Consider the following 25,591-nt stretch of genomic DNA (forward strand, 5'->3'; position numbering starts at 1 on the left):
CATCAACCCTAATACGAGCGGCGAGTCGCACCCGAAACATGAGAACGTGTCGCCATGGTGCGATGGGCTGAAGAGCATGAGCTGGCCGGGCTGGTCTCGATCGAGCTGGCCGCCGATGGGCTGTTCGAGCAGGTGGGCATCGTGTTCCCGCCCGGCACCACGATGATCGAAGAGGTCGACGACCCGGGCGTGGTGCTGGTCGAGGGGGCGCCGCCGGCCGGGTTCGCGCTGATCGGATGGGTCGACGGCGACGTGCACCTCGAACAGCTCGCCGTCGATCCCGCGCACATGCGCCAGGGCATCGGCGGGCGGCTGGTCACGGCCGTGGTCGACCACGCGCGCGCCGCCGGAGCCTCGGCCGTGACGCTGACCACGTTCAGGGACGTGCCCTGGAACGCCCCCTGGTACGAACGGCACGGCTTCGCCACGCTGCCCGAGACCGAGTGGGGGCCGGAGCTGCGGGCGCTGGTCGAGCACGAGCGCGAGCTTGGCATCGAGGTCGCCCCGCGCGTGGCCATGCGCCGCCGCTGGGGCGGCCCGGCCGGGGACGCCCGCGCCTAAGGCGTCTCGACGGCGCTGTGGGCCGCGCTGCCGGCCGTCCGGCGCTGGGCCGTCAGCACGGAGTCCAGCAGGCCGGGGAACAACCCGTCGAGGTCGTCGCGGCGCAGCCGGACCAGCCGGGATCGGCCCTGCACCGTGGTCCAGGTCACGCCTGCCTCGCGCAGCACCCGGTAGTGGTGCGACAGCGTCGTCTGGTGGACGTCGATCTCGCCGCCGATCGTGTTGCAGGCGTCCTCGCCCATCTGGTCGAGCCGCCGGACCAGCTCCAGCCGCACCGGATCGGCCAGCGCACGCAGCACCTCGACCAGCCGGATGGCCTCGGTCGCCGGCTGTGACACCTCACGCATTGCCGCCCCCTGTGTTCCGCATGCCCGCACAGTAGCAACACATGGACGTATGGACAAGTATCCATATATCGCCTAGGCTCCCGCCCTGTCACCTCCTCTGGAAAGGCGGGCGCCGCCCGATGGTGAAACGACTCCTTCCCCTGGCCCTGGCGACGTTCGCCGTCGGCACCGACAGCTACGTCATCGCGGGCCTGCTCCCCTCCATCGCCGCCGACCTGCGGGTCTCCACCCCGGTCGCTGGGCAGCTCGTGACGGTGTTCGCCCTGGTGATGGCCCTGTCAGCGCCGGTCATGGGGGCGCTCACCAGCGGCCTGGACCGGCGGTCCGCACTGCTCGTCGCGCTCGGCGTCTTCGTGGCCGGCAACGCCGTCACCGCCCTGGGCACCGAATACGCCGTGGTGATGATCGCCCGCGTCGTCACCGCGATCGGCGCCGGGGTCATCAACTCCGCCGCCTCCAGCACCGCGGCGGCCGTCGTGCCCCCGGAACGCCGGGGCAGGGCACTCGCCTTCGTCATGGGCGGCCTCACCCTGGCGACGGCGCTCGGCCTGCCGCTCGGCACGCTGATCGGCCGTACCGACTGGCACCTCACCCTGTGGGCCGTCGCCGGGATCGGTCTCGTGGCGGCCCTCGGCGTCGCCGTCGGGCTGCCCAAGGTGACGCTGCCCGCCGCCGCACTGGGCGAGCGGCTGCGCCCGCTCAGGCAGGGCCGGGTCGCCGGGCTGCTGGCGGTGACCACGCTGGCCTTCCTCGGGGTCTACACCCTCTACACCTACCTCGGCCCGGCCCTCCAGGGCGCGACAGGCGGCTCTGAGCCGCTGCTCACCGTCGTCCTGCTGGCCTGGGGGACCGGCATCCTGGCCGGGAACGTCCTCGCCGGACGGCTGGTCGACCGGCGTGCCCCCGCGCACGTGCTGACCGGGACGCTCGCCGTCGCCGCCGTCGCCCTGGCCCTCACCCCGGTGGCGACCGCCGCCCTGGCCCCCGCGTTGGTGTGGGCCGCGATCTGGGGCGTGACCGTGGGCCTCGTCGTCGTGCCCCAGCAGCACCGGCTCCTCGCCCTCGGCCCGGCCGCCGCCCCCGTTCTCCTCGGGCTCAACTCCTCGGGCCTCTACCTCGGGATCGCGCTCGGCGGCGGCCTCGGCGGCCTCGCGCAGGAGTGGCTCGCCATCACGCCCGCCATGCTGGGGCTCCCCGCCGCCGGAATCACCGCCCTGACCCTGCTCTACCACGTGGCCACCGCACGCCGCTGGGAGAGGCGGGAGCCTCAGGCGACGTACGCGTCGACCTCGGCGAGATAGGCGTCCTTGAGCTGCCGGGGCAGCCAGGTGACCTCGAAGGCGTTGCGCTGGAGCTGGGCCTGCTCCTCCCGCGTGAGCTGCAGCGCCTCCTGGAGGGCCAGGAGGTTCTCCAGCACGTACGCCGAGAAGTACGCGGGATCGTCGGAGCTGATCGTCACCCGCACGCCCAGGTCCATCAGCTTGCGGATGCCCTCGGCCTTCATCGACCCGGTGACGTAGCCGTTGGACACCGGGCAGCACGTCAGCCCCATGCTACGGGCCAGCACCGTCTCCACCAGCCGCTGGTCCTCCAGGAGGTTGACGCCGTGGTCGACGCGGTCGACGCCGATCTCGTCGACGGCCTGCCGGATGTGCTCGATCGCATCGTCCTGGTCGACGTCGCAGTGCATGGTCAGCAGGTAGCCCTCCTGCCTGGCCCGCTCGTAGACCGCCGCGAACTTGCTCGGCGGGTTGCCCTTCTCGTCGGAGTCGAGCCCCACCCCCACGATCCACTCCTTGTACGGCAGCGACTCCAGCAGCGTCGCCATCGCGTATTCGGCCTGGAAGTCGCGCAGGAAGCACATGATGAGCTGCGCCCGCACCCCGAGCTGCGCGTACGCGTCCATCAGCGCCCGCCGCAGCCCTCTGACCACCACGTCGAACGGCACGCCGCGCGAGGTGTGCGCCTGCGGGTCGAAGAAGATCTCCGCGTAGCGGACGTTCTGCGCGGCGGCCCTGCGCAGGTAGGCCATGGCCAGGTCGTAGAAGTCGGGCTCGGTGCGCAGCACCCGCATGCCCTCGTAGTAGATCGTCAGGAACGACGGCAGGCTGTCGAAGGTGTAGGCCGCCCGCATCTCCTCGACCGTCGAGTACGGCAGCTCGAGGCCGTTGCGCCCGGCCAGCTCGAACTTGAGCTCGGGCTCCAGCGTGCCCTCGATGTGCAGGTGCAGCTCGCACTTGGGGAGACCGGCGATGAAATCCTTCACCGTCTCACCCTAGATGACGGCTCACCGCTAGAAAATGATGGCCAGCCCCACCGCGAACAGCAGCCCGTACGCCATCTGCAGCTTGCCCGTCTGCTGCAGCACCGCGATGAGCGCCGGGCCCACCGCCCTGCCCAGCACCGAGCGGATGGGGGAGATCGCCAGCGGCGCGGCCAGCAGCACCAGCGCCGCCCACGGCGTGATCGGCACCATCGCCACCGCCACCACGAACGGCACCACCTGGCAGGCCACATACAGCGCACGGGTGCGCTCGGCCCCCATCCGCACCGCCAGCGTACGCTTGCCCGCCTGCCCGTCCGTGCCCACGTCGCGCAGGTTGTTGACCACCAGCATCGAACACGACAACAGCCCCACCGGCACCGACGCGAACAACGCCGCCCAGCTCAGGTGCTCGGTCTGCACGAAGGCGGTGCCGACCACGGGCACGACCCCGAAGAACACGAACACGGCCGGCTCGCCCAGCCCGTGGTAGCCGTACGGATGCTTGCCGCCGGTGTAGAACCAGGCGGCCGCGATCGCCGCCGCGCCCACCAGCAGCACCCACCACGCCCGCGTCGCCACGACCAGGACCAGCCCCAGCACCGCCGCCACGGCGAAACAGCCCAGCGCGGCGGTCAGCACCTCCCGCGGCGTGGCCGCGCGCGAGCCGACCAGCCGCATCGGGCCGACCCGCTGGTCGTCGGTGCCCCGGATGCCGTCGCTGTAGTCGTTGGCGTAGTTGACGCCGATCTGCAGCGACAGCGCCACGAGCAGCGCCAGGATCGCCCGCCACCACACGAAGCCGCCCTCACCGACGGCCACGCCGGTGCCCACCATGACGGGCACGACGGCGTTGGGCAGGGTGCGCGGGCGGGCTCCGGCGATCCACTGACCGGGGGTTGCCATATTGCTCTTCAATCTCTAGCTGATGTCGGTGGTGAGCCGGACCATCCTGATCGGGCGGCCCATGTCGAGGACGCGCTCGGCCATGTCCTCGCCCCAGCCCGCCGACTCCAGGAAGCCGAGCACCGCGTAGTTGTCGGCGAACACCCAGGTGACGATCTGCCGGAAGCCGTCTTCTCGCAGGTAGTCGACCGTGGCGTTGAGCAGGCGGCTGCCGTGCCCCCTGCGGACGAAGTCGGGGTCGACCAGCAGCGTCAGCATCTCGGCCACCACGCTGGGGTCGAGGTCGGGATCCTCGGCGGGGGCATGGGAGGCCAGGCCCACCACGCGCTCTCCGCCGCGGGGGGTGACCAGCGCCGCCGCCACGCCGCCCGCGCCGAGGGCGGGGAAGCCCTCGGTGTCGAGGATGGTCTCCACCGCCACCAGCACCCGGTGCATGGGGCTGGGCGGAGCGACGATCGCCTCGTCCCACTGGCGCAGCCACATCTTCTCGGCCGCCGCGCCGGTCATCTGCTCGAGTGGGCCTTCGGGGAGGAAGTCCCGATAGCCGTAGCGCCAGGCGCGGATCTGAGTGTTCGCAACCTGGAGCACATCCTCGCGCCGGGCCGCCCGGACGCCTACGTCTGCCATCTCGGCCCGCTCCTTCGCCTGCCGTTCATGCCACAAGGCACGAGTTACACCGTATCGGTGTTTGAGCCTTGCAGACGACGCGAACCACGCTTCCTCGCCCGGTATGCCCGCGTCTTAGTACGGTTGCCGCATACCCGCATGGAACACCACGACCGGGAACGGTTCTTTGACGAGTCGATGAACGCCCACTGACACGTGCCCTCCGCGCACACCTTGAGCCGGTCCCACGACGCGGACACCGCCGCCGCGGCGATCCCGGCCAGCCCGCCCCGGACCCCGTCCGCCGCCGGAACCAGCTCAGGACCCTCCGCCCGCACCCTGACCTGGAGCGGCAGGGCCGGCAGCGGGGCCTCCTCGCGCCTGAGCGCGGCCCTGAGGCCCTCGCGGAGGTGGTGGGCGGCGTGCAGGTCATCGTCGGTCGCCCGGTCGTGGGGCCCGGCCAGGCCGCGGTCGCGCAGCCACAGGGCCAGCTCGGCGGGGGAGGACAGCTCGTCCGCCTGGGCTTCGACGTCGAAGGTGTTCACGAAGTCTCGTACGAGCTCCGTGGAGAACGGCATGCCGTCACTCTACTGGGCGACACCCGCCTTCGTGATCAACGGGGCAGTTCGGCGGGGCGTCGGTGGCCCGTCCGGCTTCGAGGGCTTGTGGGCGTCACTCGGCTTCGAGGGCTTTCTGGCGGCACCCGGCTTCGGCGGCTGCGGGTGTCATTCGGCTTCGAGGGAGGTCAGGGTCAGGGTCAGGGCTTCGGCGAGGCGTCGTGCCCCTTCGCCCAGCTCCGCCAGATGGGCGGCGGCCATGTGCGTGACCCGGATGTGCGGCCCCGGCGGCTCCGACGGGTAGTACATCCGTCCCGGGCTCACCAGCACCCCGTTCCGCCTGGCGGCCTCCACCAGGGCGGTCTCGTCCACGTCGGCGGGCAGGCGTACCCAGAGGTGCATGCCGCCGATGGGCAGCAGGTATGTCCGCGCCCGCGGCATGCGCGCGGCGAGGGCCGCGGCCAGCGCGTCGCGCCGGGTCCTGATCTCGGCGTGCACCGCCGTCAGGTGCCGCCGCCAGGCCGTCGAGCCCACGAACTCCAGCGCCGTCTCCTGCAGGGGCCGCGCCACGAAGAACGACTCCACGAGCTGGCTCGCCCGCAGCCGGTGCGCGGCGGGCCCCCTGGCGATGACCGCCGCCACCCGCAGGCTGGGCGAGAGGATCTTGGTCAGCGAGCCGATGTGCACGACGGTGCCGTGCTCGTCCATGGAGGCCAGCGACGGGGGCGGGTGCTCGGTCAGGTACCGCGCGAAGTCGTCCTCCACCACGAACGCCCCCGCCGCCCTGGCCACCTGCAGCACCTGCTCGCGGCGCTCGACCGGCAGGGTCGCGCCGGTGGGGTTGTGCAGGGTGGGCTGGCAGAAGAACACCCGCGCCCCCGTGACGGCGAACGCCTCGGCCAGCAGGTCGGGACGTACGCCGTCGTGGTCCATGGGCACGGCCGTGGCCCGCAGCCCCGCAGCCCTGGCCGCAGCCAGCGCCCCCGGGTAGGTGGGCGTCTCGACCAGCAGGGGCGTGCCCGGCGCCGCCAGCGCCCTGAACGCGTGCGTGAGCGCCGCCTGCCCGCCGCTGACGATCACGGCGTCGGACGCGGTCACGTCACCCCCGGCCTGTACGGCGAACCAGCGCCGCAGCTCCGGCAGCCCGGTCAGGGGCGGCACGGCCCAGGCGTCGGGCCTGCGCACGGCCCGTGCCGCCGCGGCCGCGAGCTGCTTGTCCGGCCGCAGCCCCGGCCGCAGGTAGCCGCCGGTGAGCGGCACCACCCCCTCGGCCGCCGTAGCCAGCAGCGCCGCGACGGGCCCCTCGTCGACCACGCGATCGCCCAGGGCGACGGTCTGCCAGGACAGATCGGCCGCCTCGCGGGCCCGCCCCACCGGCTGCGCCACGAACGCCCCGCTGCCCGGTCTGGTCACCACACGTCCTTCGGCGGCCAGTTGCCCGATGGCCCTGGAGACGGTGACGGGGCTGACGTTGTGCCGGCGCACGATCTCCCTGCTGGACGGCAACCGCGCCCCCGGGCCGAGCCGATCTGCCTCTTCCCGCAGTATCGCGGCAATCTGGGCGATACTGCTATCGTTGTCCATGAGAGATCAGAGTAGCGCTATTGCGGTCGATGCGATAGCGGTCCACCGGCGCGGCCAGGGCACGGCCCTGGCGTTCCTGGGCGTCCTGGCGTTCTCCGGCTCGTTCCCGGGCACCGTTCACGCGATGCAGGGTTTCGACCCCTGGCTGGTGGCCATCGGGCGGGCCGCCGTCGCGGGCGTCCTCGCCCTGATCTGCCTGGCGGCCGCCGGCGCCGCGCTGGTCCCGCCCCGAGCCCACTGGCCCTCGTACGCGCTGATCTCCCTGGGCGTCGTCTTCGGCTTCCCGCTCTTCAGCGGCCTGGCCCTGGACCTCGGCGCCAGTACCGCCCACGCCGCCGTGGTCACGGGCCTCCTCCCGGTGGCCACGGCCGTCTGCGCCGTACTGAGAGCCGCCGAACGCCCCCGCCCCCTCTTCTGGGTCGCCTGTGCGGCCGGAGCCCTCGCCATCACCGCGTTCACCCTCATCCAGCACCAGGGACGGCCCTCCTGGCCCGACCTGCTCCTTCTCGGCGCCCTCGGCTCCGCCGCGATCGGCTACACCGAAGGGGCCCGGCTGTCCAGGCGTGTTCCGGGGTGGCAGGTCATCTCCCACGCCCTCGTGTTCTCCCTCCCGGTCACCGTCCCCGTCTCGGCCGTCCTCGCGCTCACCACCCCCATCAGCCCCTCCGCGCCTGCCCTGGCGGGCTTCGCGTACGTGTCGGCGATCTCCATGTTCCTCGGCTTCATCCCTTGGTACGCGGGCCTGGCCAGGGGCGGGATCGCCAGGGCCGGGCAGACCCAGCTCGTCCAGCCGCTGCTGACCCTCGTCTGGGCCTGGTTCCTGATGGGCGAACGCTTCGGGCCGCCGACCGTCGTGGCAGCCCTGGCCGTACTCGTCTGCGTGGCCGTCACCCAGCGCGCCCGTACGTGAGGGGTGGGCGGGCGCGCACGCGTACAGCTCACGCCCGTCCCCACAGCACCTGCAGCCCTCTCCGACATCCCCGGCCCCTCAGACACACCCACCCGGCACGCCCACCCGGCCCCACGCCCCTCACGCACGTCCGGCGCGGCTTACCCATTGGGCGCGCACGTGCTTTCGAGAACCGCCGTCCCTGTTCGAGGGCCTTTGCGGCGGCCCGCCTGTGCAGGTCGGCCGGCCCGCACCGTAACCAGAGGCGCCCAGCAGAGGGCCCAGCAGAGGCACCCAACCGTTTGCCCAGCCGTTTGCTCAGCCGTTTGCCCAGCCCATGTCCAGGGCACATGAGGCGGCGCGGAGGGGGCGCACTTGAAAGCCGTGACGCTTCCCCGCAGGATAGGAGAGGAGGTGTCACAGCCATGGCAGACCTCACGATCCCAGAGGGCGGTTTCTGGCCCGCGCCGGAGATCCCGCAGCCCAACATCTATCCCATGGAATGGCACGTCGAGACCGAGAAGCTCGCCGCGATCTACGAGAAGTCCAAGCGCGTGGTCTGGAACCCGGCCGACCTGCCCTGGGACGGCCTCGACCCCGACGATTTCACGCGGGAGCAGCGCCTGGGCATCATGTACTGGTTCGCGGTGCTGGCGAACTTCGACGCCTCCGGACCGGCCGTGTTCGCCCGCGCGACCATCCAGGCCTTCGAGAAGCACGAGGAGGACCCGGTCAGGAAGTGCTTCTTCTCGATCACCCGTGACGAGATGAACCACGAGGAGTGCTGCCAGCGCACCATCGCCAGGCTCTGGCCGGGCGGCCCGCTCGACTGGACCCCGTCCGACGACCTCGAATCGGCCGCCCACAACAACATCGGCTGGCTCTACCACAACGGCGGCCGCTACTGGAACGGCTACAACTCGGCCGTCGGCAGGTATTCGCTGCCCGTCCTGTTCACGAGTTTCATGATGGGGGAGATGGCCGCCTCCACACTCTTCAGAGGCATGGCCTCCGGCACCCAGCACCCGGTCTTCAGCGAGATGTTCCACCGGATCGGCCGCGACGAGTCCCGGCATCTGCAGATCTGCATGACCATCCTGGAAAACGAATGGCCGGGTCTCACCGACGCGACCCGTACGCTCATCACACGTCAACTCCGGGCGGGATTCGTCTTTCTCAGCATGATTCTCTGGGAGCCGCCCGAGGGTTTCTGGGAACTGCCGCCGTACTTCCTGCCCAATCACCGCGTTCTCATGGACCACGCCCGGCAGGCCGGGCTGGGCGTGCTTTCGTACGAGGAGCAGGCGGAGAACTGGCGGGTGGCGATGGCCCGAATCCGCGCGATCGTGGAACGCTGGGGGATCGCCTTCCCCGCCATTCCCGAACTCAACCTGGAAGGCGTACCGGTCGACTTCATCAATCCGGAGGACATCATCCCCGTCTTCTAGGCGGAACCCACGCACGGCGTCTCCGAAAGGCCGACGCCCGCGCCGCCGTCTTCATCTGATGCGCCCCCTGCGGCCGCACGAAGACGGACTTCACACCCTCGACCTGGCCACGCCCACCCGGCTCACCCCGCGACGGCTACCAGCCCTGACCCACAAGACATGCATGCCCCGGCACCCAGAATCGCCGCCTGACTGCGACCGGTCCCCGGGTTGACGCGCAAACCAACGCACCACCGACACATGCCAGCAAAGGCCGCCGCACCCGAACCAGCGGACAGATACGACACCACCATGGGCCCGCGAGGCATACGCGCTTCAGCACCCCTGCACGCACGGCCGCCGACCACAACCTCCCCGGGCTGACGAGTACAATCCGACGAACCACCAGCAGGAACGCTGCAGGTCAGCCCCAAACCGGCGAACCACCAGCAGTAACCCGGCAGGTCAGTCCCGAACCGGTGAACTACCAGTAGGAACCCGGCAAACCAGTCCCGAACCGGCGAAGCACGAGCACCGCAACACCGGGCCCGGGGGCATGCGTGCCCAGCGCCCCTCCTTGAGGCCGCCGACTGCGACAACCGTCCCTGCGCCTGATGCACACGGCCCGGACCGCAGTCGAAAGAGGACCCGCTGCGCCAGGACCGAGCAGGTGAGACACCTGCGCACCGTTGCGTCGCCGTGCCGCGCCCTCCAGAGTGCAACCCAGCCCTCAGCTCTGCCGACCCGCAGCCTTCTGCCTGTACCGCCCGCACAGAAGCACCACACGCACGAAAAGTGAGGATCCGTGATGCGGCGCGGTAGCCGCCGCTTCCCTCGGACATGTCGTTCCCGGGGATGGCCGCAACCACATGGTTCGGCAGGTGATGCGGCCTCGCCCGGGACGAGGAGAGACGAGACCACGACAAAGCCGCTCGGCGTTCAGTAATCGCTGACCGATCGCCGTCCACCTGTCACGTTGTCGACGGCGTGGTCGGCGAGCCCCACAAGAGACCTGCCCAGGCCGATGAGCAAGCATCGGTCCGCACCGGACGCGACGTGGGCGGCCTTCTCGACGATCAGGTCACGACCGTGAGCGGGATATTCGCTGCCGTGGTTGATCAGGACGATCTGGGCTTTCACCTGGCGCAGACTTCTCAGAAGCTGGGCAGTCCAGCAGGGGTCGACCGGGCCGGAGTGCCCACGGATGGGCATCACGGTCAGTCGCCCTTGGGGAAGCATCCGGGTGAGCGCGATGAGGAAATCCCTGTTGCTGAATCCCGATCCCGAACTCGCCCCGTAGAACCCGTCCCTGAGAGCGACGACGACCTGGTACGCCGACCTGCCCGCAACAGCCGGCTCGATCACTATCACGTTTCCCTCCTCGACAGCCTCGTTCTGGCTGCCTCTACGACAGCCCAGGACGATGAGCGCCGAGGAGGTGGTCAAACGGTCAACTGGGTCAACTTTCCGTGCGGCGTCTCACGGAGCCGCAGGATGGGCACATCATGAAGAGGTCCCGAACGCGAGCGGACCTGACGACAACGAGGTGAGCGGCCATAACACCGCAGCCGAAGCGCTCGAACCCGGTGCTCGCCGCCTGTCTGGTAGAACTCGGTCGGAGCTCGGTATGCAGTGTCGGCCGCTCACCGGCGGCCGTCGGCGGTTGGTGGTGAACGGTCGGGCGCTAACCTCCTCCACCGACCGGCCACTTCTCCGCCCGGGACACGAAGCTCCCCCGATGCGGAACGCTGTACACCCACCCCTCATCCCGCAGCAACGCGACGGCCCGCCGGACCGTCTCACGCGCCGCGCGATACTTCCGTACCAACTCGGCCTCGGTCGGAATCTGTTGTCCTGCCGCCAGCTCGCCGCCCTGGATCCGCTCCCGGATTTCCCGGGCGATATGTCGATAGAACGGCACCTGCCGCCCCGTCACCTCTGCCTGGCCGGGAACGCTGACGAACGTCCCCTCACCCTGCCGCGTATGAACCAGCCCCTGGCTCCGCAGCACTTGAATCGCCCTGCGCGCGGTCGTACGCGCGACGTTGAACTCCCGCTGGATTCCCGCCTCGCTGATCACGAGATCCCCGGGGGAGAGTTCGGCGATGATGCGCGTCCTGATGACTTCGCTGATCTGAAGATATAGAAAGGTGTCACCCTCGCGATTCAGCACACTCCAAGGGTATCCAATGACCCGGCAAAGGGAAGGCCAATTAAGAACCTTGACTAATGAGCTATATTTCAGAGTGCGCCGCATATCCACCTCGATGCGGCATCAAAAACGGTCATAAGAGTTCATAGGGGTGCGCTATGTAACGCCCTGCAATTACCTTTGTGCCTGCATATTTCCGCATTACTGAATTCTCGTCAGGAATAACCCCGTTGGTGGGATCTCTCCGTACTCGCTACGTTCGGCAGTCGGCTGAGACGGCCCTCCTGGTCGACCGGCCATGCGGTGCTCGCCACGGACGCAAGCAAGATCCAGAAGAACCCAGGGTCAGTGCGATAACGCCCGATCACCTCCCACATCCGTCCGCCCCTGCCATCCCTTCCTCGCTTCGACCTAGCGGGGCACACGTGGGGCAGGCCATCCAGCCGGAGCACGGCCTCGCCCTTCACGTCGTCCCCACGCACAGGCGACCTTGTCGTATTCGGCCTGGCCAGGCTGCAGTACCGGCCAGACCGCGGTGGCGCCGTGCGGGAAGTCGTGACGCCTCGGGACCCGCACGACATCGGCTGAGCACAAGCTCCACGAGCCAAGAGGTCGAGCATGGGCGGCACGAGCGTGAGGGGGTAAGTCCGCGGAATCCGGGCAAGAGGGGTAGTCCTGCTGGTTTCTGTTCGTTGGAACTGACTGCACTTTGGCGGTTGGGGTCTGCGGGCCCGGGTGTCGGCGTATTGCTTGGGCTGTAGAGGCAAGTACGAGTCCTGGACTGGATGAACCGTGATCGAATATATTTTCGATCATGGTTCCGGGTCTTCTGCTCGTTCACCACTGGCTGGACGAGGACGGCCAGCGGCGACTAACGGCAGACATCGACACCGCGCCTTGGTCGTCGCAGTTGCGGCGGCGTGTCCAGCACTACGGGCATCGCTACGACTATGGCAGTCGTGGCGTGGGCGACGCTCCGGCCCCGCCACTACCAGGCTGGGCGGCGACGCTGGCCCTGCGGCTGTACGAGGGCGGCCACTTCGACCGGCCGCCTGACCAGGTGATCGTGAACGAGTACCTGCCGGGTCAGGGCATCAGCGCCCACGTCGACCACGTGCCCGGCTTTGGACCGGTCGTAGCCTCGGTCAGCCTGCTGTCGGCGTGCGTTATGGAGTTCACCCACCCGGAGAACAAGACGCGCGTACCGGTACGTCTCGAACCCGGCAGTCTCTGCGTGATGACCGGCCCAGCGCGATTCACCTGGCGGCATGCCATCCCGGCGCGCAAGAGCGACCTTGGCCCAGACGGACGGGTGCCTCGCGGCCGGCGGGTGTCCGTGACGTTGCGGACGGTCGTTCAAAAGTCGGTTGTATCGAGGGCAACGCGCTTATCATCGCCCGAGGAGGAAAGAGAAGCGGTCCAGGTCACAGCGGAGGACGTCCGCCGGCCAACCCGGTGCTTCTTCTCGATCGCACGCCCTGACATCCCCGCGCGGGCGTCCCAGCGGTTCGCGGCGTAACGCTCGACCTTCGAAGGGGGCATTGGGACGCTCCTTCATCACGAAGCGCCTCCAGCGCCTCACCGTAAGCCACACGGTGCGGTCGAAACTCACGAACAACGACTTCGCCGAAACAGGGTCGCGGTCACGCCCCGGTGAGCAACCGCGGTCATCTCTCACGAGCAGAACCATCCCGCGCAACCTCGGGCCCCACCCGCCCTCGGTAGGTAGGCTCCACCAGCGTGCCGCTTGCGCCGCAATGCTCAAGGATTGCCCGCCGACTCTTGACCGGCAGGACCTCGCCACCCTCAACGTGGCGCAGGTAGCCCCAGAGGCAAGGAGTCGCTCAGGCGAGAAGATGGTGACGGCCATCGCGACCCCTACGAAGACGCAGTTCGCAAGGGTGTCGAGCGCGATGGCCGCGGTCAACAGTCTGACGCCTCGACCCTTGTCCAGGGAAGAGGTTCATGACCAGTAACTCCGACTTTCATTGACGATCATAGTCAGGAGACCTGGTTGTCCACCCAACGCCGGATTCCCTGATGGCGCCCCCGGCCTGCGACTCCTGCCCGCGATCGGGCACCAGCGCCCCTGACGGCCCACGCACATCCCTGGTCGAAACTCACCTGGTCGGGGAGCTATCGGGGCGCCATGCCAGCAGACTCGGGTGTCCTGTTGCCGCCGGCGAGCGAACGCTTTCCTCCCCTGGACCGATCGCGAATCCTGGGGACAGATCGTGCCATCCACAGCACTGGTCAGGAGTCTTGGTCGCTAAAGGGCTGTCGTGCCCGCCGACCGGAACCCTCACCCGGACGAGTAGCGGGAGGCCGAACGCGCGGCCCGAGCCACCACCTCGTCCCTGGTCAGAGCCGGTCGGCCGGTCCCTCGGCCAGAGCTGTCGGCCCGTCCCCTTCCCAGTCCGAGCCGTCGGCCTGTCCTCGGCCAGAACTTCCGGACCGACGCCCACCCAAGCATCCAGACCGTCCCAGCAGGAGCCGCTGGATTGGCACCGGTGCAAGCAGTCGGATTGTCGTTGGCCCGAGCGGCCGGATTGTCACCGGATGGGAGTGCCGCCACCCATCCGGTGACAACAGTGCGCAACAGGCTCCTGTGCACGCAGAGCCATCGCCTTTGCAGACCGAACACCGCTGACGATTACGTGCTCAGGTGTCCAATGCTGACGCACCTGCTATCCCGCGCGTTGTCCCGGGTGACGCGCCTGCCCACCCCGACAATGTGCGGGACGGACTTCACCCGGGACGAACGCGAGCCCATGGACCTGGTCCCATGCTATTCAAGGGGACACGGAACCACAGCCCATGACGAGTATTGGCCGGCTGACGTCCGTAACGGCCTACCCGCGTCATTAGATTCTCATGGTCATCCGTTGGAAAACTGCCGTTCGGCGCTATACATGGGATGATGCCGTTTGCGGTTGGATGGGTTCATAGTCCGCCGTGGAATTGGTTTAGGTGGGAATCCGCCTCCAGGCGCCGTCCGAGATGATCAGATGGTCGAGCAACCGGAGCCCGACCGTCCGCGCGGCCTCGACGAGCCGGGCCGTGGCCTCCAGGTCTTCCGGGCTGGGTTCGAGCGAGCCTCCCGGGTGATTGTGGGCAAGCCCGAACATCGCCCCACCCGAGGTGAGCACCTCCGTGATCAGCTCGCGTACAGGCATCGGAGTGTGATCGCTGCCGCCTTCGGTCAGCACCGCTCGCTTCAGAATCCGTCCGCCGGTATCGCACACCACCATGACCAGGCGTTCCTGCCTCCGGTCACGCAGGAGCGGCGCGCACGCGTGGGCCAGGTCGGACGTGCTCGTGATCCGCTCACGCTCCGGCCACGCGTCCGCCCGGCGTACGAGTTGGAAGGCCGCGGTCACCCGCGCGGCCTTGGCAGGGCCGATCCCGCGCAGCGCGAGTAACCGATGCGGGTCGGAACGACTGAGCGCATCGAGATCTCCGCAGTGCTCGATCACCTGGGTGGCCAGGTCGAGAGCGCTCGCCCCACGGAACCCCGAGCCGAGCAGCACCGCCAACAGCTCCCGGTCTGCCAGTGCGGCAGCACCGATGGACATGAGCCGTTCGCGCGGCCGGTCACGCTCGGACAGGTCTTTGACTCGCATCGGCAACCTCCGCAACCGTTGTATCAACCCGCACCGACAATCTCTGAGCTGCACGTTCTCGGCAGACCCGCGTGATCGTCACGCGTTCACGGCACGGACCGCGCCGAGATTGGGCAGAATCCCGATGGCCTCGCAGCGCGGCCGGCAGACAGGCGTCCCTCGCCGGGCGGCGAAAGGTTCGGCAGAACTGCGACTGCCCCCTGGGCACCCCCGGGTACGGTGCCAAGAAGTGGCCCGGGCGTGACCGACGTGGAGGAAACGGCACTGCGAACAACGAAAACGTGGTTCGCCACCGGCATCCTGACACCCATGGCAACCGGGGCAAATGCCTGTAATTGCCCATGGAGACCAGGACAAATGCCGGTAGTCGCCCACGACGGCCAGGGCCAATACCGGTAATTCGAGCGCCAGACGCGCACAATCGCACATGCCCGGCCGACGCCGGGACGATGGACCAACCTGCCGGCCGGGCGGGGCCCCGGCCCGCCGATGGCGAACACGGGAGGAGGCGCGGAAACGGGATCACATGGTGCGCTGAACGGGACGCGTCGCGCAGTCGCCCCCAAGGCGGGGCGCGACTCGCCCGCGGCTGACCGGAACGGCACGCGTGGCTCGCTCACGCCCTACACGCGGCGGGTGGCGCCCAGGGGAGTGAGCCTTGCGTCGGCTGCGTCCCCGGAAATGGTTCGCGGAAGTGGTGTGTGAGTTAGTCCTGGTCACAGGCGTGGGGGGTCGCGAAACGGCGACGGCCGTGGCGCATGCGACTGGCGCGTACCTGCCTCAATGGCTCCACACGGCTCGGGCCTGACGCCTGCCCTGGTCCCGACAGTGTGCGCTGTCATCCGGGAGTACGTACGGTAACGATCTGCTCCGAGCCGTGCCCGCAGTCTCGGCGCGTTTGTCCGGGATCCGCGTCCTGTCACGGGGGTCGAGTCGAGGGAGCTCCGGGCGAGCGACCGAGGAGGGCGTGCGTCCGGAGCTCCCCGGCCTAAACCGGCATGCTGTAGGTGACCCGGAAGCGATCTCCTGGGATAACGATGTCGCTGGTCTCCACCGGGCGATCTCCCGCCCAATGAGTCCGCTCCACGTGCAGGACGTGCACACCCGCCGCCAGATCCAGCGCATCGCTCTCCACGGGACGGGGGATCCGGGTGTGTACGCTTTCGACGATCTCGGTGATCTTTATCCCGTGTGCGTACAGTCTCGTGACCAGACTGCGTCGCTCCTCTTCCGGGTGCGGGGTGAACTCGCGCAGTTCGTAGGACGTGGCGAGTTGCAGTGGACGTCCGTCTCCACGGAAGAGGTAATGCGTTTTGGTGAGTGTGGCGGTCTCGGGCAGGCGTAGCCGCCTGGCGATATCGGGGCCGGCTTCGACGGGTTCGCTGTGCCAGTCCCAGGTCACGCGTCTACCTTGAGATTGCAGGTCGGCGGCGAACGGGGCGGGGTGATCGAGAAAGCGCCATCGGTGAAGTGGGGTGAGGTCGGGGCGTTCCCTGACGTAATGGCCCGAGCCCACGCGGCCGATGATGAGGCCCTCGCCTGCGAGGACGCGAAGAGCGTGACGGGCGGCGGTCTCGCCGACCTGATACTTACGGGTCAGCTGCGCCCGCGAGGGAATGGGCGCGCCGGGTGGGAGGCTGCCGTCGGTGATCTGTCGCCGGATGTCTTCGACGACACGCAGGTAGACCGGATCTGAGGTGGCCACTAGTCCATCCCTGGGGGTTCGTGTGAGGCGTTGCCCCATGTTGCCGTATTCGACAGGTAACCGACCGTCATCGATGACCGCTGGAGCCCCAACTTTGCGATGGCGGAAAATTATCGGAGAAACCCTGTAACGCCGATGTAAGGCATACCGATTCTCCGGTAGAGGTCGTCGATGTGTGTACCCCCGAGCACATATCGGCGGCCTCTTCCATGTCCGCCTCCTCGCTCCTTGGCTTGCCCTCATTACTAAAGCCCTGGTCGGACGGGGCGCGTACCGTTGGGGCGAGGACTCCTCGACTGTCGACACCGGGTGAATCCGAGGCCCGCGGAGATCCCGTCCCTCCGTGACCCGGGCTGGCGCGTGCGTCGAGTGCGCCCCGTGCAGGTGGTCTCCGGGTATTGCCTCTGAGTGGTCGTGCCCTGAACGGTCACTTCTCTCTACGGTGTGACACCGGGTCCATTCAGGTGATCTACCGGGCCTGACGCTGTATCACGCAGAGTGCCGTAACTGTCCGTGACGTGGCAGCACCACACCGCCTTGGGGAAACTTCATGATCGACATCGGCAGGCTTCTTCCGTCTGAGCGGGACGCATGGGAGGGCTTGTTCCGTGCGTACATCGACTTCTATGAGCGAGTCGAACCGGACGAGATGTACGAGCACGCCTGGCGTGAATTCCTGGCCGACACCCGACTGCACGCCCTCGGGGCGAGGCTGGACGGTCGGCTCGTCGGAATCACGCATTTCCTCACCCACGGAAGCACTTCGGCTCCCAGCACCGACCTCTGCTACTTGCAGGATCTGTTCACGGCTCAGGACGTCCGGGGCAAGGGTGTGGGCCGTGCCCTGATCGGGGCCGTCACGGACTGGGCTCGGGAACGAGGCTGCATGCGCGTGTACTGGAACACGCACGAGTCGAACAGCACCGCACGCCGCCTGTATGACAAGGTGGCCGAGAACCGCGGCTTCATCCGTTACCAGATCGACGTGCCTAAGCGGGAGCCGTAGAGCGATCGCGCGGGCCAGGGCGAGGGCGAAGGACGGCTCAAGATCGCGGCAGCGAGCGGGTGCGGGCCGGGCGGGCGACCGGGCAAGTGGCGGGACGTGCCTCTCGGGCGGGGCTCGCTCCTGCTTTCGTGTTCCGGGATGCGACCAGGTGATCTCGCTGTTGCGGTCAGGCTCGATCTGCACGTAGCCGTCAGGTGGATGTTGTCGCGGCAACTGGGGCCTGATCTTGCTGGAGTGGTGTGGCTTGCTTCGGCGTCGATGATCGGGGGCGGGAGCGGCCGACGCGGATCGTTGGTCTCGTCGAAGGGCTCGGCCGACTCGTTCGCTGCGGGACGATGGGGTGTCCAGAGGCTGGCGAAAGGGGGCAAAAAGCGGCCCCAGGCAGGCAAAGCGGGGTGGCGGCGTCCAATGGATTTCTGAATCCAGGTAGCGTTCGCACTATGGCATCGCCAATTGGAACCACCGACGCGCCCTTCGGCCGCATGCTGACCGCGATGGTCACGCCGTTCACCCCCGACGGTGAGGTCGATTACGCGGCCGTGCGACGTCTTGCCATCTATCTGGTGGATGAACAGCACAACGACGGGCTGATCGTCAATGGGACGACCGGGGAGTCGCCTACCACGTCCGATGAGGAGAAGCAGCGCATCGTCAGCGCCGTCCTCGACGCGGTTGGTGACCGCGCGGTCGTGGTCGCTGGAGCGGGAACCAACGACACCCGCCACAGCGTCGAACTTGCGAAGCAGGCAGCGCGTGCCGGTGCACACGGCCTGCTGGTGGTGACGCCGTACTACAACAAGCCTCCGCAGGAGGGGCTGTATCAGCATTTCACCGCTGTCGCCGATGCGACGGATCTCCCCGTGATGCTCTACGACATTCCCGGACGCAGCGGCGTACCGATCAAGACCGAGACCCTGCTCCGGCTGGCGCAGCACGAACGCATCGTGGCCGTGAAGGATGCCAAGGGTGATCTGTTCGCCGCAAGTCAGGTGATGACCGCGACGGATCTCGCGTTTTACTCCGGTGACGACCTGCTCAATCTGGCCTGGCTCTCGCTGGGCGCGGCCGGGTTCGTGAGCGTCGTGGGGCATGTGGTGGGCGCCGAGCTGGCGCGCATGATCCACCTGCACAAGAGCGGTGACGTGAAGGAGGCGCTGGCCGTTCACGGTCAGGTCGCGCCGGTGGTGGACGGGATCATGCTGCGCGCCGGTGGCGCGATCATGGCGAAGGCGGCGCTGAGCATGGTGGGAGTGCCGGTCGGCTCGGTACGGCTGCCGCTCGTGGACGCCACGGAGAAGCAAATCGCCGAGCTGCGTGCTTGCCTGGTAGCCGGCGGGGTGAAGTTGACAGACGCATAGGAATGGGGAGGAACCGGGAGTTTTGAGAACAAGATCTGACCATAGGGGCCAGGCATGAGTCATCCGCATCCTGAGCTTGGCCCTCCGCCCACGCTGCCCGAAGGCGGCCTGCGCATCGTCGCGCTCGGCGGATTGGGGGAAATCGGCAGGAACATGGCCGTCTTCGAATATGACGGTCGTTTGCTGGTCGTCGACTGCGGGGTGCTCTTCCCTGAGCCGGACCAGCCGGGTGTCGACCTCATCCTGCCCGACTTCGAATACATCAGAGACCGGCTCGACGACATCGAGGCCGTGGTGCTGACGCACGCCCACGAGGACCACATCGGGGCGGTGCCGTACCTGCTGCGTGAGCGGCGCGACATCCCGCTCGTCGGCTCCAAGCTCACGCTTGCCCTGATCGAGGCCAAGCTGACCGAGCATCGGATCCAGCCGATCAAGCTCGAGGTCGTCGAGGGCGAGAGGCAGGTGCTGGGGCCGTTCGACTGCGAGTTTCTCGCGGTCAACCACTCCATCCCCGACGCGCTGGCCGTCGCCATCAGGACCCCTGCCGGCATCGTGCTGCACACCGGCGACTTCCGCATGGACCAGTTGCCGAGCGACGGCCGCCTCACCGACCTCGGCGGGTTCGCCAGGCTCGGCACCGAGGGCGTCGATCTGCTGATGTCCGACTCCACCAACGCCGAGGTGCCGGGGTTCGTCACCAGCGAGAGGGAGATCGCACCGGTCATCGACGAGGTGATCCGCACCTCCGAGCAGCGGGTCATCGTGGCGAGCTTCGCCTCGCACGTACACCGCATCCAGCAGGTCATGGATGCCGCCGCCAAGCATGGCCGCAAGGTCGCGCTCGTCGGACGGTCGATGGTGCGCAACATGGGAGTGGCCCGCGACCTCGGGTATCTCAAGGTGCCGCCGGAGCTGATCGTCGACTCGCGCGACATCGAGGAATGGCCGCCCGAGGACGTCGTGCTCATCTGCACCGGCTCCCAGGGCGAGCCGATGGCGGCGCTGTCGAGGATGGCCAACCGCGATCACCCCATCCGCATCGCCGAAGGCGACACCGTGTTGCTGGCCTCGTCGCTCGTGCCGGGCAACGAGACCGCGGTCAACAAGGTCATCAACGGCCTGACCAGGTGGGGAGCCCGCGTCGTGCACAAGGGCAACGCCAAGGTGCACGTCTCCGGCCACGCGGCCGCGGGCGAGCTGCTGTACGTCCTCAACCTGACACGCCCGTCGAACTTCATGCCCGTGCACGGTGAGTGGCGCCACCTGCGTGCGCATGCCAAGCTGGCCGCCCTCACCGGCGTGCCCGACGACCACATCGTGATCGCCGAGGACGGCGTCGTCGTGGACCTGGTCGACGGCCGCGCGAGGATCGTGGGCGCGGTGCACGCGGGGTATGTCTACGTCGATGGCTCGTCGGTGGGTGAGATCACCGACACCTCCCTGAAGGACCGCAGGATCCTCGGCGACGAGGGCTTCATCTCCGTGGTGGTCGTGGTCGACTCGAACACGGGCAAGCTCACCGCCGGCCCCGAGATCCACGCTCGCGGTTCGGGCATCGACCCGCTCCAGTTCGAGGGGTTCATCCCGCAGATCGAACGCGCCCTGGCGGAGAAGGCCGCGGACGGCGTGGTCGACATGCAGGAGATCCGCCGGGTCGTACGTCGTACGGTGGGCCGCTGGGTGAGCGACACCTATCGTCGTCGGCCCATGATCATTCCCGTGGTGCTCGAGGTCTGAGCACCACGAGGACGGTACGGCAGGTGTCCTCGCCTGCCGTACCCGGCGAAGGGCCTGAACCTGGCCGGTTTCCGGCCAGGTCGGCGGCGGATGCCGAGCCTGCGCGTTCGTGGTGGGCTCGTGGACGGCTGGCGCGTTCATGGTGCGGCCGTGGGCGACTGCGCGGTTTCTTCGCGTGTGGGGTGACGGGTTGACCTGGCTGTTCCGCGTGGTGGAGGCGTTGCTCTGGCGTAGGCGCGTGAACGTGTGGGCTGGCGTGGACCCGTGGGCTGGGGTCAACGTGTGGGTTGAGGTGGACGTGCGGGCTGGGGTGGACGTGCGGGCTGGCGCGGACAACGTGGGTTGGCGTGGGCGCGTAGGTCGGGGGAGGCGCCTCGGCGTCGGCGCGCATGGAGTTTTCTGCGGGCGAGGGCTTTGGGGCTCGCGTCATGTCAGGCGTCCCTTCGGCGAATCAGCCAGGCGGCGATCACGAGCGGGGCGACCGCGTAAAGGACCAAGGCCACGGCAGCCGCCGGGGGAGGCAGGAGGGAGCCGTACACCGAGTTGGCGTTGCTGTCACCGATGACCTCCCGGGGGAGCGCACCGATCATCAGTGAGCCCAAGAACTCGCTCCACGGCTCGGGGAGATGGCCGATGATCATGGGAATGACGTAGACCAGGCCCACGATGATCGCCATCGCACCGACGGTTGATCGCAGGAGGGCGCCGAGGGCGAGGCCGAGTAGCGCGAACACCGGCACCGTGAGGGTGAGTGCGATCAGGAGCGGTAGCCGGTCGCCGAAGGCCGTGGCGTACGCCCCGGAGAAGCGGTCACCGAGCATGCTCCTGGTCGCGAAATAGGTGCCGAAGACCGCTGCCGCGCCGACGAGCAGGCCCAGCGTACCGATGATCACGGATTTGGCGGCCAGGATGGGCCAGCGTTGGGGGACGACGGCCAGAGTCGTCCTGATCAGGCCCGTCACGTATTCGGATGTGATGGCCAGCGTGCCCAGGACACCCAAGCACAACTGCGGGACGATCACGAGGACCTCCTCCAGGGCCGCGATCCGGGCGCGCAGTTGTTGCTCCGCGGGAGCGGAGTCGTACATGTCGGCGGCCATTGCGGCGAGCCCGAGGCCCAGGAGAACGGTGCAGAGGCTGAGACCAAGGATCACGTATGTCGACCGCACCGAGCGGAGTTTGAGCCATTCGGAGGCGAGGATGCTCATGAGGGCATCCGAGAGGCGGAAGTGCTGGTGACAGCACAAGCGGCGAGCGTGGATCGGACAGGGACGTCCGGATCCGGTGGGTGCCTCGACGCTGTGAGGGCTGACGTGAAGGCCGGTGTGAAGGCCGGTGCGAGGGCTGAGGTCGGAAAGGTCGGGGGGAAGGTCGGTGCGAGGGCTGAGGTCGGGAAGGTCATGCGTCTCTCCGTTTGAGCGCGTTGAAGCCGATCACGAGGGTGACGAGCGGGTAGGCGAGGAGCACGGCCAGCGCGGCCCACGGCGGCAGGAAACCGTCGCCCAGACGGGACGAGAGGCGCTGATCGGCTATCTGCGGGACGAGGTTGGGCAGAAAGAGCGAGGCAACGCGGGTGTTCCACGGTGGGGGCAGGTAATTGGCGACGCCGGGCAGCACGAACAGCAGGGCGACGACCGAGACGACAGCACCCGCCGTCGATCGGATGGCGGCACCGAGGCCGAGCCCCACCAGTGCCAGGGCGGTCACCGACAAGGCCGAGGCGAGGAGCATGGGTAGGTCGTCGGCGAGCGCGGTCTCGTTGAACCGAGTCGGTGGTCGTTCGCGATCAGGCGGCTCGTCGCGTAGGTGAGCAGCAGGATAGAGGCGGCCGTCACGAGTGTGAGCAGGCCGACGATCTCAGCCTTGGCCAGGAGTAAGGCACCGCGCTTCGGGACCGTGACGAGACTAGTGCGGATCATGCCGGTGGTGTATTCGGAAGTGATCGCCAGCACGCCGAGCACGGCCAGGCTTAGCTGGAGCAGGGGTAGGAAACTCTCCTCGGGCGCGGCCGCCCGCAGAGTGCCGCGCTGATCGGCGAGGGTGCTCACGTAGAACGTCCACACGACACCGAGGAGCACCATCAGGGCTGCGGTGCCGATCGCGTGGTACGTCGAGCGGACCGAGCGGAGCTTCAGCCATTCGGAGAAGAGGAGCGGCTTCATCGGGCGGCTCCGTATTGGACGCTTTCTGCGGTCAGGGCCAGGTATGCCTCTTCCAGCGACGGATAGCGGGCCGTCAGCTCGGCGACGGTGGCCTCGGCGACGAGCTTGCCCCGGCCGACGATCACGATGCGCTCGGCGGTGAGGGCCATCTCGCTCATGAGGTGGCTGGAGAGCAGGACGGTCCTGCCCTCGGCGGCCAGCGAACGCATCAGGCCCCGGATCCAGCGCACGCCGTCGGGATCGAGGCCGTTGACCGGTTCGTCGAACATCAGCACACTGGGATCGCCGAGCAGCGCGGACGCGATGCCGAGACGCTGTTTCATGCCCAGGGAGAATCCGCCCACCCGTTTGCGCGCCACCCCCGACAGACCGACCATCTCCAGCACCTCCGCGACGCGAGCGGGACCGATGTCGTTGGTGAGGGCCAGGCAGAGCAGATGGTGGTAAGCGCTGCGGCCGCCGTGGACGGCGCCCGCGTCGAGGAGCGCGCCGACCTCGCGCATCGGCTTGGTGAGCGAGGCGTATCGGCGCCCGTTGACCAGGGCGCGGCCGGAGGTCGGCGCGTCGAGGCCGAGGATCAGGCGCATGGTCGTGGACTTGCCGGCGCCGTTGGGGCCGAGGAAACCGGTCACGTGGCCCGGCTCGACCTTGAAGGACAGGTCGTCCACAGCGAGGGTGTCGCCGTAGCGCTTGGTGAGGTGGAGGAGTTCGATCACGCGGTAAAGGATGCGGGAGGCCGGGCCGCCGGCGCGTCGGACCAGGGTTCGAACTTCAAGGTCAGACCCTGGGTTGACGTGGGCACGCCACTTCAACGGCTACGGTTCAACGCGTGGACACGCACCCCTTCTTCGTCAGGCGCATGAGCCGTCAGCAGTTGGTCGTGCTCGACCTGATGGCGGGGCTGTGCTTCGCGTTCCTGATGTTCACCATGACGGTGCACGCCACCGTTCTGCCGCCGTGGATGCGGATGGCGCTGCCGCTTGGCCTGGGGTTGCCGCTGGCGCTGCGCAGGGTGTGGCCTCTGTCGGTCTTCTGCCTCACGCTGGCGCTGGCCGTCTACGCCGTGCTGGCCGGTGTCGTGGGGCTCGCCTATCTCGCGCCCGCGTACGCCCTCTACATCGTCGCCTTGTCTGACCGGCGCGGCGCCGCGATCCCGACGTCGGCCATTGCGGTGGTGAGCCTGATCACTTTCCTCGCCCTGACGATGGCGGGCACAACACGCGGAGAGGCGCCCGACTGGCTGGTGCACCTCGACCAGCCGCTGCTGGGCATCGCGGCGCTGGGCGGGGCGTGGACGATCGGCCGGGCCGTGCACGAGCGCAGGTCGTATGCGGCACGTGACGCCGAGCGGCTGGCGGCGCAGGCGGTGACGGAGGAACGGTTACGGATCGCCCGTGAGCTGCATGACGTGGTCACGCACAGCGTCGGGCTGATCGCGGTCAAAGCCGGGGTGGCCAATCATGTCATGTCCACCAAGCCGGAAGAGGCGCACGACGCCCTGCGCGTGATCGAGACTGCCAGCCGGAGCGCGCTGGTCGAGATGCGCCATCTGCTGGGCGTGCTGAGATCGACCGAGATGCCCGACCGTGTGCCCGCGCCCGGGCTGGCAGGCTTGCAGGCGCTGGTGGATCAGGCCCGGCTGGCCGGGATCGAGGTGGAGTTCGAGCTCCGCTTCGAGCTGGCCGATGGCGGGGCGCGGGAACGGAAGACGGACGCATGGGGACGCCTGCCTGAGGGCGTGGCGTTGTCGGTTTATCGAATTGTTCAGGAGGCTCTCACCAACGTGGTGAAACACGCCGCGCCGACCACCTGCCGGGTTTCCGTGGTCGCGGACGGAAAGGTCGTGCGGATCGAGGTGACCGATGACGGACCGGGGAGACGTACATTGCCTTCCGGCGGTTCCGGGCACGGCCTTATTGGGATGCGGGAGAGGGTGATGATGTACGGAGGTGTTTACGAGGCTGGGATCCTGCCTGGTCGAGGATTTCGAGTGTTTGCGAAATTTCCGTATGAGGAGGTTTCGTGATCCGGGTGGTCGTCGCCGACGATCAGGCGTTGATCCGGGGCAGCTTCAGGGTGCTGGTGGACTCCGAGCCCGATTTGGAGGTGGTGGGCGAGGCGGCTACCGGGGTCGAGGCTGTTAAGGTCGTATCGGAGCGGCGGCCGGATGTCGTGCTTATGGACGTGAGAATGCCGGACATGGATGGCATTGAGGCTACTCGTCGTATCCGCGAGATCGCTCGGGTGCTGGTCGTGACGATGTTCGATCTCGATGCTCACGTTTATGATGCGCTTCGGGCCGGGGCCAGTGGATTTTTGCTGAAGGATACGCCGCCTGCGGACCTGCTGGCCGCGATTCGTGTGGTCGCCGGTGGGGAGGCGCTGTTGGCCCCGACGGTGACGCGGAGGCTGATCGAGGAGTTCGCGCGTACTCCGGTGCTGCCTCGGGTCAAAGGGCTGGAAGGTGTCACGGAGCGGGAACGGGAGGTTCTGGTGTTGATCGCGCGAGGGCTGTCTAACGGTGAGATCGCCGCGCATCTGCAGGTGAGCCTGGCGACGGTGAAGACGCATATCACACGGTTGCTGGCCAAACTGGAGGCTCGGGATCGGGCGCAGCTCGTTATCGCGGCATATGAGAGTGGGTTGGTCTCTGCGGCCAAGTGATGGAGGTAGACGATTTTGATTTTCGGTGAGTGACGGGATGA

The 25,591-nt window shown here is 68.2% G+C and carries 23 protein-coding genes and 1 pseudogene; 10 read left to right on the forward strand and 14 right to left on the reverse strand.

Going from position 1 to position 25,591, the window contains the following annotated elements; genetic code table 11:
• Positions 1-54: 54 nt before the first annotated feature.
• Positions 55-561 carry a GNAT family N-acetyltransferase gene (locus tag ACZ6S0_RS41115; RefSeq protein ID WP_344890448.1) on the forward strand — a complete coding sequence of 169 codons (507 nt, stop codon included), beginning with the start codon at positions 55-57 and terminating at the stop codon, positions 559-561.
• On the opposite strand, the gene ACZ6S0_RS41120 is transcribed toward ACZ6S0_RS41115, so the two are convergent.
• On the reverse strand, positions 558-908 hold the full coding sequence (locus tag ACZ6S0_RS41120; protein ID WP_465924744.1) for an ArsR/SmtB family transcription factor: 351 nt from the start codon (positions 906-908) through the stop codon (positions 558-560). The genes ACZ6S0_RS41115 and ACZ6S0_RS41120 overlap by 4 nt on opposite strands.
• 119 nt (positions 909-1,027) lie before the next feature.
• Here ACZ6S0_RS41120 and ACZ6S0_RS41125 point away from each other — a divergent pair, with 119 nt between their 5' ends.
• Positions 1,028-2,209 (forward strand): MFS transporter, encoded by a 1,182-nt coding sequence (locus ACZ6S0_RS41125; RefSeq protein WP_465924745.1) that lies wholly within the window; start codon positions 1,028-1,030, stop codon positions 2,207-2,209.
• On the opposite strand, the gene ACZ6S0_RS41130 is transcribed toward ACZ6S0_RS41125, so the two are convergent.
• The 5 genes from ACZ6S0_RS41130 to ACZ6S0_RS41150 all read right to left on the reverse strand — a co-directional run bounded on the left by ACZ6S0_RS41130 (position 2,176) and on the right by ACZ6S0_RS41150 (position 6,824).
• Positions 2,176-3,174: an adenosine deaminase gene (locus tag ACZ6S0_RS41130; protein WP_465924746.1), complete on the reverse strand. Its 999-nt coding sequence runs from the start codon at positions 3,172-3,174 to the stop codon at positions 2,176-2,178. The two genes, ACZ6S0_RS41125 and ACZ6S0_RS41130, sit on opposite strands and share 34 nt — an antisense overlap.
• A 27-nt stretch (positions 3,175-3,201) precedes the next feature.
• On the reverse strand, positions 3,202-4,077 hold the full coding sequence (locus tag ACZ6S0_RS41135) for a 1,4-dihydroxy-2-naphthoate polyprenyltransferase (RefSeq protein WP_465924747.1): 876 nt from the start codon (positions 4,075-4,077) through the stop codon (positions 3,202-3,204).
• Positions 4,078-4,092: 15 nt separating this feature from the next.
• On the reverse strand, positions 4,093-4,704 hold the full coding sequence (locus ACZ6S0_RS41140) for a GNAT family N-acetyltransferase (protein ID WP_465924748.1): 612 nt from the start codon (positions 4,702-4,704) through the stop codon (positions 4,093-4,095).
• Positions 4,705-4,748: 44 nt separating this feature from the next.
• Complete coding sequence (locus tag ACZ6S0_RS41145) at positions 4,749-5,261, reverse strand: CGNR zinc finger domain-containing protein (RefSeq protein ID WP_465924749.1); 513 nt, start codon at positions 5,259-5,261, stop codon at positions 4,749-4,751.
• 147 nt (positions 5,262-5,408) lie between these two features.
• The gene (locus ACZ6S0_RS41150; protein WP_465924750.1) at positions 5,409-6,824 is read right to left on the reverse strand and encodes an aminotransferase-like domain-containing protein; all 1,416 of its coding nucleotides are present in this window, start codon (positions 6,822-6,824) and stop codon (positions 5,409-5,411) included.
• Here ACZ6S0_RS41150 and ACZ6S0_RS41155 point away from each other — a divergent pair.
• A complete protein-coding gene (locus ACZ6S0_RS41155; RefSeq protein WP_465924751.1) occupies positions 6,823-7,734 on the forward strand; it encodes a DMT family transporter in 912 nt (303 codons plus the stop codon). The two genes, ACZ6S0_RS41150 and ACZ6S0_RS41155, sit on opposite strands and share 2 nt — an antisense overlap.
• Positions 7,735-8,138: 404 nt before the next feature.
• Entirely contained in the window at positions 8,139-9,161 is a 1,023-nt protein-coding gene (locus ACZ6S0_RS41160) for a hypothetical protein (RefSeq protein ID WP_465924752.1), read from the forward strand.
• A gap of 918 nt (positions 9,162-10,079) precedes the next feature.
• Here the strand turns inward: ACZ6S0_RS41160 and ACZ6S0_RS41165 are convergent.
• Entirely contained in the window at positions 10,080-10,586 is a 507-nt protein-coding gene (locus tag ACZ6S0_RS41165; RefSeq protein WP_465924753.1) for a hypothetical protein, read from the reverse strand.
• Positions 10,587-10,824: 238 nt separating this feature from the next.
• Positions 10,825-11,313: a winged helix-turn-helix domain-containing protein gene (locus ACZ6S0_RS41170; protein ID WP_465924754.1), complete on the reverse strand. Its 489-nt coding sequence runs from the start codon at positions 11,311-11,313 to the stop codon at positions 10,825-10,827.
• Positions 11,314-12,106: 793 nt separating this feature from the next.
• Between ACZ6S0_RS41170 and ACZ6S0_RS41175 the strand changes: the two genes are divergently transcribed.
• Positions 12,107-12,811: an alpha-ketoglutarate-dependent dioxygenase AlkB gene (locus tag ACZ6S0_RS41175; protein ID WP_465924755.1), complete on the forward strand. Its 705-nt coding sequence runs from the start codon at positions 12,107-12,109 to the stop codon at positions 12,809-12,811.
• A gap of 1,447 nt (positions 12,812-14,258) precedes the next feature.
• Here ACZ6S0_RS41175 and ACZ6S0_RS41180 read toward each other — a convergent pair.
• Complete coding sequence (locus tag ACZ6S0_RS41180; RefSeq protein ID WP_465924756.1) at positions 14,259-14,915, reverse strand: JAB domain-containing protein; 657 nt, start codon at positions 14,913-14,915, stop codon at positions 14,259-14,261.
• A 988-nt stretch (positions 14,916-15,903) separates the two neighbouring features.
• Entirely contained in the window at positions 15,904-16,620 is a 717-nt protein-coding gene (locus tag ACZ6S0_RS41185) for a GntR family transcriptional regulator (protein WP_465924757.1), read from the reverse strand.
• A 550-nt stretch (positions 16,621-17,170) separates the two neighbouring features.
• On the opposite strand from ACZ6S0_RS41185, the gene ACZ6S0_RS41190 reads away from it, so the two are divergent.
• The 3 genes from ACZ6S0_RS41190 to ACZ6S0_RS41200 all read left to right on the forward strand — a co-directional run bounded on the left by ACZ6S0_RS41190 (position 17,171) and on the right by ACZ6S0_RS41200 (position 20,724).
• The gene (locus ACZ6S0_RS41190) at positions 17,171-17,626 is read left to right on the forward strand and encodes a GNAT family N-acetyltransferase (RefSeq protein WP_465924758.1); all 456 of its coding nucleotides are present in this window, start codon (positions 17,171-17,173) and stop codon (positions 17,624-17,626) included.
• 440 nt (positions 17,627-18,066) lie between these two features.
• Positions 18,067-18,984 (forward strand): 4-hydroxy-tetrahydrodipicolinate synthase, encoded by a 918-nt coding sequence (dapA, locus tag ACZ6S0_RS41195; protein ID WP_465924759.1) that lies wholly within the window; start codon positions 18,067-18,069, stop codon positions 18,982-18,984.
• A 54-nt stretch (positions 18,985-19,038) separates the two neighbouring features.
• A complete protein-coding gene (locus tag ACZ6S0_RS41200; RefSeq protein ID WP_465924760.1) occupies positions 19,039-20,724 on the forward strand; it encodes a ribonuclease J in 1,686 nt (561 codons plus the stop codon).
• Positions 20,725-21,155: 431 nt separating this feature from the next.
• Here ACZ6S0_RS41200 and ACZ6S0_RS41205 read toward each other — a convergent pair whose 3' ends face one another.
• The 4 genes and pseudogenes from ACZ6S0_RS41205 to ACZ6S0_RS41220 form a co-directional block, all read right to left on the reverse strand.
• The gene (locus ACZ6S0_RS41205) at positions 21,156-21,932 is read right to left on the reverse strand and encodes an ABC transporter permease subunit (protein WP_465924761.1); all 777 of its coding nucleotides are present in this window, start codon (positions 21,930-21,932) and stop codon (positions 21,156-21,158) included.
• 190 nt (positions 21,933-22,122) lie between these two features.
• Entirely contained in the window at positions 22,123-22,455 is a 333-nt protein-coding gene (locus ACZ6S0_RS41210; RefSeq protein WP_465924762.1) for a hypothetical protein, read from the reverse strand.
• Positions 22,428-22,886, reverse strand: coding sequence for an ABC transporter permease (locus tag ACZ6S0_RS41215; RefSeq protein ID WP_465924763.1), 459 nt, complete (start codon positions 22,884-22,886; stop codon positions 22,428-22,430). The genes ACZ6S0_RS41210 and ACZ6S0_RS41215 overlap by 28 nt, the downstream gene beginning before the upstream one ends.
• A gap of 23 nt (positions 22,887-22,909) precedes the next feature.
• Positions 22,910-23,602 (reverse strand): annotated as a pseudogene (locus ACZ6S0_RS41220) (ABC transporter ATP-binding protein); the annotation flags it as partial.
• Positions 23,603-23,715: 113 nt separating this feature from the next.
• On the opposite strand from ACZ6S0_RS41220, the gene ACZ6S0_RS41225 reads away from it, so the two are divergent.
• Both ACZ6S0_RS41225 and ACZ6S0_RS41230 read left to right on the forward strand, forming a co-directional pair.
• Positions 23,716-24,912, forward strand: coding sequence for a sensor histidine kinase (locus ACZ6S0_RS41225; RefSeq protein WP_465924764.1), 1,197 nt, complete (start codon positions 23,716-23,718; stop codon positions 24,910-24,912).
• Positions 24,909-25,550 (forward strand): response regulator, encoded by a 642-nt coding sequence (locus tag ACZ6S0_RS41230; RefSeq protein WP_465924765.1) that lies wholly within the window; start codon positions 24,909-24,911, stop codon positions 25,548-25,550. Before ACZ6S0_RS41225 ends, ACZ6S0_RS41230 begins: the two co-directional genes overlap by 4 nt.
• Positions 25,551-25,591 lie beyond the last annotated feature (41 nt).

The sequence above is a fragment of the Nonomuraea sp. NPDC051298 genome, assembly GCF_055586305.1.